Raw genomic sequence first — 12213 nt, forward strand, 5'->3', positions numbered from 1 at the left:
TGATGCCGCCGGCCTACGTGAAGCCCTACGTCAAGCGACAGAAGAATGACGCGACTGACGCAGAGGCCATTTGCGAGGCGGTCACGAGGGCCAACATGCGGTTCGTGCCGACCAAGACTCCCGAGCAGCAAAGCGGCCTGGTGTTGCACCGCACGCGCCATCTGTTCATCCGTCAGCAGACCTCAGTGATCAATGCGATCCGGGCTCATCTTGCCGAGTTCGGGATCGTTGCGCCGGTCGGGCGTCACGGTGTCGAGGAGCTGCTCGCTGTCGTCGCCGATCCGAACGACAAGCGGGTTCCAGAGATAGCTTGTGCGTGTCTCTCGGCACTCGGGGCTCAACTGCGAAGGATCAAGGAGCAGATCCTGGAGTTCGACCGGCTGATCAGGGCCTGGCATCTATCCAACGAAATGAGCAAGAGGCTCGAAGAAGTCCCTGGCGTCGGTCCGGTGCTGGCCACCGCTTTGGTCGCTGCCGTTGCTGATCCAAAGTCCTTCCGATCAGGGCGCAACTTCGCGGCCTGGATCGGTATGGTGCCGAAGCAGCACTCCAGTGGAGGCAAGAACAGGCTCGGCAATATAAGCAAGCAAGGTGATCGCTATCTGCGCGGCCTGTTTGTGGCCGGCGCGCTTTCTGTCATCCGCTACGCCAAGATCCATGGCACCAAACATCGGCCCTGGCTCACGGCCTTGCTGGCGCGGCGGCCGACCAAGGTTGCAGCTATCGCGCTTGCCAACAAAATCGCGCGAATGGTCTGGGCCATGATGGCCAGGGGCGAGCGATACAAGGAACCCGTCGCGCTTGCGCGATAAACGAGATCGCGCCGGGCAACCGGCGTGATGTGAAGGTTGGGAGGGCGAACAGCACGTAATGCAGAGCCGGTCGATCCAGCGATCAGGACAACCCACATGTGCCAAAGCATTCTTGAATGCGAGCTGTTGGTCGGGACCTGATCCGCGGAGGGCATTATGGCCAGCGGTCATGTGAGCCGCATTGAAAGGCCGAACACATGGCTGCACCGACCAATGCTGCAAAACGTGAAAAAAGCTCTTGCCAACTCGGAGCCGTCCACACATGGCACCTTTGAGACATGCCGACCTGCGCTGAGAATGTCCGGAGTTGGGGCGGACCGGAAGTGATCGGCCCACGGTCAAAACGACGCGATTGACCCGAAGCGGAAATCGGTCGGTCGAGCCCCTTTCGGATTAGCTAGTTCGCCGTTACGATCCTAGCCTGATCTGAGGGCGGACATGAGGCGGCGGGATTTCATCGGGCTCGTTGGTGGAGCAGCCATCGTGCGGCCGCTGTCGGCAATTGCGCAGCAGGCGCATCGAATTCGTAAAATCGGTATCCTTGCGAACTTTTCAGCGGATGACCCTGAAGGCCAAGCGCGGGTGAAAGGCTTTACACACGCGCTTGAAGGGTTGGGATGGAGTGAAGGCACGAACCTGCACACCGAGACTCGCTGGGCGGCAGATAATGCCGAACGATATGCTCAATACGCTCGGGAACTGGTCACGTTAGAGCCAGACGTTATCCTCGCTTCAGCAAGTTCAAGTGTGGCCGCACTTCAGCAGGTCACTCACACCGTGCCGATTGTTTTTGCGAATGTGATCGATCCGATAGGAGCTGGGTTCATTAACAGTATGGCGCACCCCGGCGGCAACACAACTGGATTTACTGCGTTCGAATACAGCATCAGCGGCAAATGGCTTGAACTGCTCAAGGAACTTGCGCCCGGTCTGACGCGCGTAGCGGTAATTCGCGAACCTTCTTACGCTGCCGGAATCGGTCAGTTTGCTGCAATCCAAGCCTTGGCTTCGTCATCGTCCTCGTCAGGCATCGAGCTGACTGCGATCGATCCGCGCAACGCCGACGGTATCGAGCCGACGATCGCATCCTTCGCCCGACAACCTAATGGTGGTGTAATTATTACCGCCGGCTCGTCGGCGGTGAAGCACCGAGCGTTGCTGATCGCAGCGATGTTGCGTTACCGGTTAGCTGCGGTATATCCGTTTCCATACTTTTGTTCTGCTGGAGGTCTGGCTTCCTACGGCCCTGACTCCGTCGACATTCACACTCGCGCCGCCAACTACGTCGATCGCATCCTCAAAGGCGAACGGCCCGCCGACCTTCCGGTACAGGCGCCGACCAGATATCAGCTGGCGATCAACCTCAAGACCGCAAAAGCACTCGGTCTCACGGTTTCACCCAACTTGCTCGCTCGCGCTGACGAAGTGATCGAATAACCGTCGATGTCGCTTTTTGGCACCTTTGAGACATGCCGACGAACACCGGGGATGTCCGGTTGTCGGGGAAGACCGGAAGTGACGGGCGGGTGGTCAAAACGGCGCTAATGACCCGGAGCGGACGTGAACGCGGCGGTAGCCTTTCGTTGGCTAACAGCAGCTATTTTACCCAGAGCTTGAGCGGGACTGCTTCGCGATCGGCGCAGCTCAGGGTCCCGTTATAGGCGTCCGATAATCTTCCACCATAACTGCACGAAACCCCGGCGACCGATAAGACCGCGTCCAGCTGTTGGCCGGATATGTGAAAGCGTATTTCACCGGTCTTTTCCTCCGGGCCTTCCTGAGTGCACAGACCAACGTGCTTCATTGTGAATGGACCGGAATATTCTTTTCCGCCGGGAGCAGTTTCCGTGACGGTAGCGGTCAACTCCCATTCGCCGAGATAACCCGAGTATCCGATGATTTCGAGCGGCTGGGCGTGTGCCGGCGCGAAAAGCGCGCAGAGCCCGATCGTCAGAAGAAGCGCTCTCACTGATGGCTCCCTTGGCCTTGCGCCGCGCCGCTTAGAGCTTCTTCAGATATGTGCGTGCGTCGGCGACCTCCGTTCGGCTTTCATTTGCGCCATCGGCAATCGCGAGAATCTTCTCGTAATACTCTCTGGCCTTGGCCTTGTTTCCCGTCTTTTCGGCCGATGTCGCTGCGCCTGCGAAGGCGCCCAACCGGTTCGGCTCCTTCTTCAGTGTCGCTTCGAAGGCGCTGAGCGCTTCCTTTGCATTGCCGCTGTCAAGCAGCATCAGGCCGTAGAGTTCCCGGGCCGGCTTGGGCACGCCCGGTGTCACCGGATGCTTCTCGGTCTTGTCCTCGGCGTCGGCGGCGGCGCTCATCGCGATCAGCGCGTCGTCGCGCTTGCCCTCGGCGTAAAGTACCCAGGCGGTCGCGACCTGCCGTTGAATATCAACCTGTTCCGACCAATAGCCGTCTTTTGCATCACGTAGCTTGTCCCGCAGCTCGACGAGCTTAGCGATGTCGATCTTGGCGGCCTCGGCATTGCCGGAACGGGCCGCACCAAGCGCGCGCGCGAAATAGGTGATCGCCTGCACATTTGCCAGCGGGCTGGGGCGGACCTGCAACTCCGCTGCGGCTTTCCAGTCGCCGCGCTCCACTACGTAGCGAGCCGGCGAGACAGCCAACGCATACGGCCCAGGAAGGAAGGTCTCGCTGAAGCCGGCGACCTTCGTCATGTCGTCGATGACGGCCTTAGCCTTCCCGTCCTGCCCGAGCTGCAGATAGGCATAGACCAGATAGTCCATCGAATGCAGCTGATCGTGGAAATCTCCGGCTTCCCTCGCAACGCGCCCCGATTCGGTGTTGGAAGCAATCGACTCCTGCCAGTAGCCGAGCCGGGTGAAAATGTGTGAAGGCATGTGTTGCGCGTGCGCCGCGGCCGGCGCCACCTTGGCGTAGCGTCGTGCCGCCGCGAGCCCCTTCTCGGCGAGCGCCGGCGTATCGTAGAGGTGTATCAGGTAGTGAGCCACTCCCGGATGCTCCGGCTGCCGCACCCAGATTTTTTCCAGGATTGCCGCCCCCTTGAGCTGATTGGCATACGTCTTGTCGGCGGGCGAAGCGGCGACATTGAGGGCGAGAGCGTAATAGATCTGCGCTTCGTCGTCATCGGGGTAGCGTTGCGCCAGTTGTTCCATTGCCTTGAGGTACGCGAGCACACGCGTGCGATGGTCGACCTTGTCATAGTCGGTATACATAGCGCTGAGCGCATCGATATAGTCGCGTTCCCGCTGCGTCTTTGCGCCCGCGGCTTTACCCTTTTCAAGCGCCGCAGCACCCTCCGCAAGATTTTTAGCAGGCGGAGCGACGTGCGGATTGTATAGCAGGCTCAGCGCGATGCCCCAATAGGCGATGGCGCATCCAGGATCGGCCTTGAGTGCGTCCTCGAAAGACTTCTGCGAAGCCCGGTACCAAAACGAGTGCTGGTACAGCATCGCCTGGTCGAATTGCTGCTGCGCATCGGGTTTGCACGATGTCTCGAAGTGGACCTTGCCCAGCGTCTTGTCGTCCGACTGTCCAAATACCGGCTGTGCGAGCGAAATGCTGGTAGCTACCACGGCAGTAACGACAAATGATTTTTTGACCACAATCAAGCTCCTGATCGGTCCGATTCTTGATCGACCGTCTTACATGGGCCGATCGCTTGAGGCAGGCTATGCAATTGCCGCATCGCTATACAAATCCCGCCGAGAACGCCGGGAATGGAGTATAGTGCCCAGCAGGCTTGGACCCTCCTGCTGAGGTAAGTCAGCCATGTCGGCGTCTGATGCAATTTCAGAAGCGTTGCGCGATCCGGCTATCGCGCCGGGCATCTCGTCGGCGTTGCCGGCAGACCTGGTAAGGGCTCTCGGCTGGCTTCGTGGCCATCTGTCCGAGCCGATCCAGCTTGAACGGCTTGCTCAGATAAGCGGCGTGCGTCCGCGGACGCTGGAGACGCACTTCAAGATGTTTCTGGGCACGACGCCGCTCGGCTGGGTACGCCGGATGCGGCTCGCACGCGCCCGCCAGGAAATGCTGCACGCCGGTCCGGAGGACACGGTCACAGGCGTCGCGCTTAGCAGTGGCTTCGGCCAGTTGGGTCGGTTCGCAGCCGATTATCGCAAGGCCTTCGGAGAGCTTCCGTCAACGACCATGCAGCGCGCCAGGTGCTCATTGCAAAGCGGCGCCGACATGGACCTTGATGAAGCCATTCGATTGACATTGGGCGCCCTGCCATTTGCCTTCGCGGTCGCGCCAAAACAATGCAGCGCCGCTCTGGAAGAATTGGGCCGCCCTCAGGAGCTGGCCCCCACTTACGGGTTACCAAAGGCGATTGCCGCCTGGTGCTGGGGGCAGCGCGCGGCCCACCGTTTCAGCGCGACTCCCGATCTTGATCGAGAGCGCTCCTGCCAGCTCGCCGAGGAGGCTTATGACCTGGCGCCGCACGACGCCCTGACGCTGACGTTGAGCAGCGGGGCTCTCGTGTTGGCGCATCGCCTGGAAGAAGCCGACCGCCGGCTCGAACGAGCGTTGGCGCTTGATCCATGGCTGGCATACGCGTGGATTCGTCGCGGGTGGATGTCGGCCTATTTCGGGGACAGTGACGCTGCAATCCGTGAACTCAGCATCGCACTTCATCTCATGCCATTTGAACCACTGCGACATCTCAGTTTCATCGGAATGGGGTGCGCTCACTTTGCCGCGGGCCGGTATGATCGGGCGGCGCTATGGGTGCAGAGCGGTGTGAAGGCTTCCCCGGGTTCTTTTTGGGCGCAAAGAATCGCGGTAGCCGCAGCGGCGCTGACTGGAGAGCGGGGAGAAGCTCGTCGCATGGGCCGCCAGCTGATGCGGAAAGATCCCGATCTCACTATCGCGGAGGCCAGACAGGCATGGCCGTTCACGCCAGCCTTTATGTCCCGTCTCGGCGACGGTCTCGAAATCGCTGGTCTGCCGCGAGCATGAGTCGTCGGAGAGTCGACCTATTTTCCATTGTAAATCTATTCAACGAACCCCGTACCGCACCGTGGCGACTTCTGCTGTTGGCACGTTTGAGACATCCCCGCAGCCGGTTGGCATGTCCGCTTACCGGGGAAGATCGGAAGTAGCCCGCGCACCGTCAAAGTGGCGCGATTGACCCACTTCGGAAGTCGGCGACCTATAAAGATATTTCATTTCGACCCGCCCCAGCGTCTTCCAAGTGACGAGTTTGGACAGTTACACTGCCGCATTCTGATCTCGGGGGCGCGCATGCGAAGGCGCACGAGATGCGGCGGTGACGATCATCAGCATCGAGAAAAGGCCCGCACGGCCTCGTTTCGTGATGGGAACGAAACCGTGCCGGGCCTTGCACTACGCACAACGGAGGGGGCCGGTCGTGCGTCAGGCAAGCAACTAAGTGTCTAGTGGCTGGTCCTTCGCCTCTTCCTCGGCGAGCAGCCGCAGCAGCATTTTGTGCCGATCCTCGTCTCGCGACGGATCACGCTCCGAATCAATTATCAGCTTCTGAAAAATCGCGAGATTTTCGTTATGACGGAAACGCAGCATATCGACCTCCTAAAGGGGTCGTGAGCCGGGAAACGCACGCTGCGCCAAATACACAACGATGTCGAGTGTCAATTATCGGCCGCAATCACAAATTGTTAGTGTCGGCAGGATGGTCGGGTGTTGGCACGTTTGAGACATGCCGATGGAGTCGCAGCATGTATGTTGTTGAGGGATGAACGGACCTAGCTCAGATACGCATCGAGGTCTGAGTTTGACCCGAAGCGGTCATCGGTAGCCACGAACCGCCTCCGATCCTGTTCCCGAAAGGGCGCTCTCGAGTGGCTAGAGATCCAGGGCCGAATATCAGTCGGCGCGGGTGTCCTAATCCGCGGGTTACGCCGCTCGTGTATCATTAAGTGCTGCCGCCGCGCGAAGCTCCATTGGGTCACGTTCGCCAACAGCCGCACAATCTAGTATTTGTTTGGCGATACGAGCTTGATTGACCGGCGTGCGCATTTGGGCTGGCAGGTCGCTAACTGCTTCATCAAAAATATCGCGTAACAAGCTAAGTTCTTCTGGTTGAAAAACGCCATCTACCATCACAACCTCCGCACTCGTGTAGGAATTAAAACTTGTGCCTAGGAAGAATGAGAATTGTCGGTCTATTTGCCGACTCAACGATCAAAAATAGTTGCGACGACCGCTTGCGTTGCAGCAAAAGACGGTAATTCAGATTTCGCTAAGAGTGCTTTGGAGCATCGCAGATTGGTCGAAGAGCGTTTGGTAACACTCACACGAGATCTGCTCTAGCTTATGGCGGTTCAGTATCTGAATCACGCCACGGGAATAATTAATAACCCCCTGATCATGAAGTTTCTTGCCGACCGCGGTCACCGACGTCCGTCGTACGCCAAGCATTTCTCCCAGAAATTCTTGGGTAAGAGCGACAGTATCGCTGTTTGCTCGGTCTGCTGATTGCAGCAACCATCGGCAAAATCGAGCCTCAACTGAGTGGAGCGCATTGCAAGCTGCTATCACGCGTGCTTGTGATAACAGGGCTTCATTATACTCGATGCAGAGATTTCGCAGTTGCTCGCTAGTTGCGACAACAGTTCTAAAGCGGTCCGAAGCGATCTTGCTTGCATGCGTCGGCATCTGCACAACCACTCGAACAAACGACTTATAGGTCCTCAGCCCAGCCATTGCACCGACGACACCTTCACGGCCTACCGTTGCGGTTTCAATTCCTTTCCCGTCTCGCATTACGACAACTAATGACAGCATTCCCGAATGGGGAAAGTAAACGTGGTTGACAAGATCGCCCGGTTCAAAAAGCACCGCACCTGACGGGAGTGAGACGGTCGCCAGGTGCGGTGCCAACAGACTGTATTGAGCACGCGGCAAAGCTGACAGAAGTCTGTTGTCCAGAGGACCGGTAGGAATTGACCGCACGCAACAGACCCGTCATTTGATGGCTGGCGCCAATGTGAGGCGGCAGTTTATATCATGCCAATCTCTAGTCCGATACCGGACAATTGCGAGGCCGCTACTCAGAAGACTCCGCCATGAAAAGCAAGCGGTAAATGAGCTTGCCCGCTTCGTCAGTGACCTCCATCCGCCAGCGATCGCCCGGTTGCAAGTGACCGTCGATTGTACGGATCATTTCACCGCAAGCCATCGTAGCTTCTTCGAATGCGGCTTGGTGATCCAACAAGGTCAAACCGACGTTATCGGAGGCCACTTCGTCGTTCCTAGCAAAATCAAAAAAATAGCGGGGCATCGCTCGGCTCCAACGAGGCGTTCAGATAGCACGACTCCAACCCTTCACTGGCTTGAACGTTCCGACCCCATGGAGGCTGCCGCGATGCCAGCCGGGCTTACGCGCCGGTTGAGCGGGATCAGGCGCGCGGTCAGGCCGGGCCGTCTAGGCACGCTGGTGGCTCAACTATTTTCGCAAGTTATGTCTAGTAGCGGACTCGCCTTTAAGTATTCCGGCGAGTTCCATTGCTTTACTTCATCGAACGATAGGCATCGACCGGGAGTGTCGTACTGTCTCCTAAAATAGGGATGCATTGTGGTTCAAGTCGCGCCAGTATCATTTATATGTCGATTTGAGATGGCTTCGGCTGACGGAGCAGTCAGCGGGTCACAAGGCGAATTCTGTGCTTTTGAATTTCCTGGCTGCGAAGGATGCCAGTACGCGCTGCACGCAATCAAGAAAGTGAAGGGGTTAGAAGACCCCATGAAGTCGGAGGCCTTGCGCGCATGGGTTGCGGGCGCTTACCTTCTTATTTAAATTGCTGGCACCCGTTAGCCATACTGCGATCTGCCCGGCGCTCCCGCCGGGCTTTTCGTTTAGGATGCGCGTTGCTTGGTGCTAGAGGATAACGACATGCGCAGCGTCGCCGAATATTTGGAAACGGCAGCCGAGTTCGATGAACTGGCGAGGTCGAACTCCGAATTGACCCTCAGAACACGCTACGCCCACGTGGCCGAATGCTACCGCCTCTTGGCCAGCGAGTTGCAACGGCTCGTTGAAACTGGTGTTCTCAAGCCCGAACAACCTTAACCCGTTTGTCGGCCCTGGGTGCGATCTAGCGGGTTACCTCTTATTTCCTCTCATTTGCTCATTATTAAGCCATACCAATTTATTATGTGCGTTGCTTTGCGCTGGGGGCAAGGACATGCGCAGCGTCGCCGAATACCTGGAGAAGGCTGCCGAGTTCGATGAGCTGGCAAGATCGACCAGCGAACCGGTATTGAAAAAGCGCTACGCTGATGTGGCTGAATCCTACCGCCTTTTGGCGATCGTATGGCAACGGCTCATTGAAACAGGTGCTCCCAAGTCCGAATAGCCGTGACCCCGTTTGTTGGTAGCGTGATGGCAGGCAGCCTGGCCCCCGTTACAGCCTCGCGGACGAAGTTCGAGTGCCACGACGTCCGCTCTGGGTCCCAAGCAGACCTCAAGCGGCAGATTTCTGATGTCCGCTTCTCCCCCGATATCGCCTTTGCCTGTTGAACGGCTGATCTGGCCGACCATGTCGGCTATCGGGACGAAGCGGACAAGTCGCGGCCGACAGCTTGCTTGAAGCGAACGAAAACTATTTGGATTACGGATTTTCGGTCCACCATTTGGGCCATCTGACCTTGCGAGGTGTACGAGTGGCCTTCACGACGATTCGCTGATCGGCGGGACTGAGCATCCGATCAAGGCGGGCCAAGGCGGCCTCGACGAGCCACGGTTCGAGGGCCATCCGTGCAGTCTCGCGGTAAGGATCGAGTTTCCTCGCCATTCGCAGCGGCTCGAGCGCAGATGTGACGCTCCCGGGGTCCACAATAGCCCTGACAATGACGCTGACCCGGGGCTGTCGTCCGCCTTGGCGCTCCTTCGCTTCCTCGATCACGGCCAGGGATGCACGGGCTGCGGCATCGTCGCCTTCCAGTGCGCGTTTCGTGAGCTGGAGAAGGAAGGCCTCGGCTGCCGTGACGCGACGCTCGGCTCCACCTTCGCGGATTTTCACCATCTGGCCTAGAACGGCCTCATAGGGCGCCTCGCGATGACGCCCGCGGGGACGGCCGGCCGTATTGCCGCTCTGGCCCTTTGTAAAGCGCATCGCCCTTGGCGGCCTGCGATATCCAACGTCACCCTCCTCGGAATCAGCTGGCGGACTGTCTCCCGACGTCATTCGTCGGTCCCCCGTGGCCAGCGCAGACTGTTCGGATTACGCGTGCACCGTCGTATCGCATCAAGCTCGCTGTCGGTCAGGCGTTGGCCGCCTCGCCTACGGCCGAGGGCTGCCTGAGCTGCCCAGGGCTCAAGGAGAAGCTGCGCCCGATCGGCGCCAATGTCCGCGCGCGCGGGATTCGGCGTTGCGATCCCGAGGAGCAGAAGAGCGGCATCCGCGTTGTCGGGATCGGGCGAGATGTGACGCGTAATCGTCGACCGAGGTGCTTGTGGCGCATGCTTCGCCAGCCAAACCTCGCGCTTCATGATCCATTTCAGAACTTCGCGCTGAGCCATGCGTTTGCCTGCCACAGCATCGCGATAAGTCCGCTGCTGCAGCGCTTCCTCCATCGTTATCTCCCGCGTGCCGCCCTGGTGGGCTACTGTGAGAGTCTTTTCTACCACGACGTCGAGTGCGGAGGTATGCGAAGGACGCGAGGAGGTTGGACGTCCCTTGAGATTGCCGCTGCGGCCCTTGGCGAACCAGCCGGGGTTCGGTGCCGAGCGTGAACGGGACTTGTCGCTCACGACGCCGCCCCCTCGAGACGCGGCTCAAGACCCGTTCGGGCTGACCAGCGCTCGATCGCCACATCGACATAGGCCGAATCGATGTCGAGCCCACGGAAGCGTCGTCCAGTCCGCTCGGCTGCCATGAGTGTCGTTCCGGAGCCCAGAAAAAGATCGAGCACGAGATCGCCACGCCGCGTCACATCCTGGATCGCATCGGCAACCAGCCCGGTCGGCTTGACCGTTGGATGCAAGGCTAGATCCTCCCGCCGGCTGCCCCGCATAGAATTTACGGAGGCGTAATCCCAGACGTTGGTGCGGTTCCGGCCATGTTTGCCCAGCTCGACCATATTGAGGTGGGGTGCCGTCCCGACCCGGTAGACGAAGACTAGCTCGTGCTTGGATCGGTAGAGTGATCCCATTCCCGCATTTGACTTATTCCAGATGCACAGGTTCAGGAGCTCACCATAGGCCGCGCTACCGACTGCCGAGACGCTGTCCATGTGTCGCCAGTCCATACAGACGAAGTGGACGGCGCCATTGCGGGAGCAACGCGCCGCGGCGCCCAGCGTGTCGGCGAGGAACGTGCGGAACTCCGACTCGCTCATCTCACCTGACGCCATCGCGAACTCGCGATGGCGCCCGGCGGACACCGCATGCCCCCCCCATTTTCACATTGTATGGCGGATCGAGGAAAGCCGCATCGACACGTCCCCCCTCGCCGATGACGCGCTGCAAAAATTCCGCATCGCGAGAATCGCCACATCCGATCCGATGATCGTCGAGAATCCAGATATCTCCTGGCTTCGTTCGTGGTGTTGCCGGAACAGGTGGGATGACCTCGTCATCCGGGTCGGCACTTGACGCGAGAATCACATCGATCTCGCCGGTCGAGAAGCCAGTCAGAGTAGGATAGATATCGACATCGAGAGAGGCAAGTTCGCCCAGTTCCGACTGCAGGATCTCCAAATCCCAGCCGGCATTGAGCGCGATCTTGTTGTCGGCGATCCGGAGCGCTCGCTTCTGGGTCTCCGAGAGCCCTGGCAGGATGATGGTTGGAACCTCAGAAATCCCCATTGCCCGCGCGGCCTGAAGCCGGCCATGGCCCGCGATGATTCGGCCTCCGGGATCAGCAAGGATCGGATTCGTGAAGCCGAACTCCTCGATGGATGCTCGAAGCTGATCAATCTGGCGCTTCGGATGGGTGCGGGCATTGCGCGGATCGGGAATAAGGTCGCTGATCGCGCGGTAGGTGACGGCCAGCCGCGAAGCGACTGCAATCGAGGATGCGTTTTTCATGGCAGAAATGGTGCGGGTGAAAACCTAACTCTTCGTTAGCCTGCCTTTCCACGCCGCATCGACAGGAGCAGTCCAAAAACCGAGCTTGTCCGTTGTGTCTGGCTCGCCCCGCCGCGGTGCGATTCGAGTCCGCGGGCCACTACCTGTTCGGCGGATTCTAGTGCCTGATCTTGCGCTTCACTCTGGCTGTTTTGCGTTTCTAGCGCCTGTTTTGCGGAATAACAGGAAAGTGCGTGGACGATCCTGCAACTGCCTCGGCTCACATTGGAATTTCCGATGGCCCACGGCCGTCAGCCCTACGAAAGCCTGTTTTGGCCTGAAATTTTCAGAAAATTCCCTGTTATTCCCCCGTCTCCAGGGAAGTGGGCTTGGAGACCGGTTCGTATCTGACTGCGCACACCACCATCC

Annotated in this window: 15 protein-coding genes; 5 read left to right on the forward strand and 10 right to left on the reverse strand. The window is 59.0% G+C overall.

What is annotated here, in order from left to right; translation table 11 throughout:
* Together E8A46_RS04790 and E8A46_RS04795 are read left to right on the forward strand one after the other, a co-directional pair.
* On the forward strand, window positions 1-812 hold an 812-nt coding region (locus E8A46_RS04790; protein WP_291558171.1), incomplete at its 5' end, for an IS110 family transposase.
* A 438-nt stretch (window positions 813-1250) separates the two neighbouring features.
* The gene (locus tag E8A46_RS04795) at window positions 1251-2249 is read left to right on the forward strand and encodes an ABC transporter substrate-binding protein (protein WP_291558175.1); all 999 of its coding nucleotides are present in this window, start codon (window positions 1251-1253) and stop codon (window positions 2247-2249) included.
* Window positions 2250-2409: 160 nt separating this feature from the next.
* Here the strand turns inward: E8A46_RS04795 and E8A46_RS04800 are convergent, their stop codons facing one another.
* On the reverse strand, window positions 2410-2781 hold the full coding sequence (locus E8A46_RS04800) for a hypothetical protein (RefSeq protein WP_291558177.1): 372 nt from the start codon (window positions 2779-2781) through the stop codon (window positions 2410-2412).
* A gap of 31 nt (window positions 2782-2812) precedes the next feature.
* Window positions 2813-4399: a hypothetical protein gene (locus E8A46_RS04805; protein ID WP_291558180.1), complete on the reverse strand. Its 1587-nt coding sequence runs from the start codon at window positions 4397-4399 to the stop codon at window positions 2813-2815.
* 166 nt (window positions 4400-4565) lie between these two features.
* Between E8A46_RS04805 and E8A46_RS04810 the strand changes: the two genes are divergently transcribed.
* The gene (locus E8A46_RS04810; RefSeq protein ID WP_291558182.1) at window positions 4566-5753 is read left to right on the forward strand and encodes a helix-turn-helix domain-containing protein; all 1188 of its coding nucleotides are present in this window, start codon (window positions 4566-4568) and stop codon (window positions 5751-5753) included.
* A gap of 429 nt (window positions 5754-6182) precedes the next feature.
* Here the strand turns inward: E8A46_RS04810 and E8A46_RS04815 are convergent, their stop codons facing one another.
* The 4 genes from E8A46_RS04815 to E8A46_RS04830 all read right to left on the reverse strand — a co-directional run bounded on the left by E8A46_RS04815 (window position 6183) and on the right by E8A46_RS04830 (window position 8055).
* Window positions 6183-6335: a hypothetical protein gene (locus E8A46_RS04815; RefSeq protein WP_291558183.1), complete on the reverse strand. Its 153-nt coding sequence runs from the start codon at window positions 6333-6335 to the stop codon at window positions 6183-6185.
* A gap of 333 nt (window positions 6336-6668) precedes the next feature.
* Window positions 6669-6875, reverse strand: a complete 207-nt coding sequence (locus E8A46_RS04820; RefSeq protein WP_291558185.1) for a hypothetical protein — start codon at window positions 6873-6875, stop codon at window positions 6669-6671.
* Window positions 6876-7004: 129 nt separating this feature from the next.
* Entirely contained in the window at window positions 7005-7727 is a 723-nt protein-coding gene (locus tag E8A46_RS04825) for a Crp/Fnr family transcriptional regulator (RefSeq protein ID WP_291558188.1), read from the reverse strand.
* Between the two features lie 94 nt (window positions 7728-7821).
* The gene (locus E8A46_RS04830; RefSeq protein ID WP_291558191.1) at window positions 7822-8055 is read right to left on the reverse strand and encodes a hypothetical protein; all 234 of its coding nucleotides are present in this window, start codon (window positions 8053-8055) and stop codon (window positions 7822-7824) included.
* A gap of 612 nt (window positions 8056-8667) precedes the next feature.
* On the opposite strand from E8A46_RS04830, the gene E8A46_RS04835 reads away from it, so the two are divergent.
* Complete coding sequence (locus tag E8A46_RS04835) at window positions 8668-8844, forward strand: hypothetical protein (RefSeq protein WP_291558194.1); 177 nt, start codon at window positions 8668-8670, stop codon at window positions 8842-8844.
* A 115-nt stretch (window positions 8845-8959) separates the two neighbouring features.
* The gene (locus E8A46_RS04840; RefSeq protein WP_291558196.1) at window positions 8960-9130 is read left to right on the forward strand and encodes a hypothetical protein; all 171 of its coding nucleotides are present in this window, start codon (window positions 8960-8962) and stop codon (window positions 9128-9130) included.
* Between the two features lie 255 nt (window positions 9131-9385).
* Here the strand turns inward: E8A46_RS04840 and E8A46_RS04845 are convergent, their stop codons facing one another.
* Genes E8A46_RS04845 through E8A46_RS04860 form a run of 4 tightly spaced genes read right to left on the reverse strand, consistent with a single transcriptional unit; the run spans window position 9386 to window position 11805 of the window.
* Window positions 9386-9961, reverse strand: coding sequence for a DUF5681 domain-containing protein (locus E8A46_RS04845; RefSeq protein ID WP_363251096.1), 576 nt, complete (start codon window positions 9959-9961; stop codon window positions 9386-9388).
* Entirely contained in the window at window positions 9958-10527 is a 570-nt protein-coding gene (locus E8A46_RS04850) for a DUF5681 domain-containing protein (RefSeq protein WP_291558201.1), read from the reverse strand. Before E8A46_RS04850 ends, E8A46_RS04845 begins: the two co-directional genes overlap by 4 nt.
* A complete protein-coding gene (locus tag E8A46_RS04855) occupies window positions 10524-11114 on the reverse strand; it encodes a site-specific DNA-methyltransferase (protein ID WP_291558203.1) in 591 nt (196 codons plus the stop codon). Before E8A46_RS04855 ends, E8A46_RS04850 begins: the two co-directional genes overlap by 4 nt.
* A 1-nt stretch (window position 11115) precedes the next feature.
* The gene (locus E8A46_RS04860; RefSeq protein ID WP_291558207.1) at window positions 11116-11805 is read right to left on the reverse strand and encodes a ParB/Srx family N-terminal domain-containing protein; all 690 of its coding nucleotides are present in this window, start codon (window positions 11803-11805) and stop codon (window positions 11116-11118) included.
* Window positions 11806-12213 lie beyond the last annotated feature (408 nt).

This window comes from Bradyrhizobium sp. (genome assembly GCF_004799445.1).
Lineage (GTDB): Bacteria > Pseudomonadota > Alphaproteobacteria > Rhizobiales > Xanthobacteraceae > Bradyrhizobium.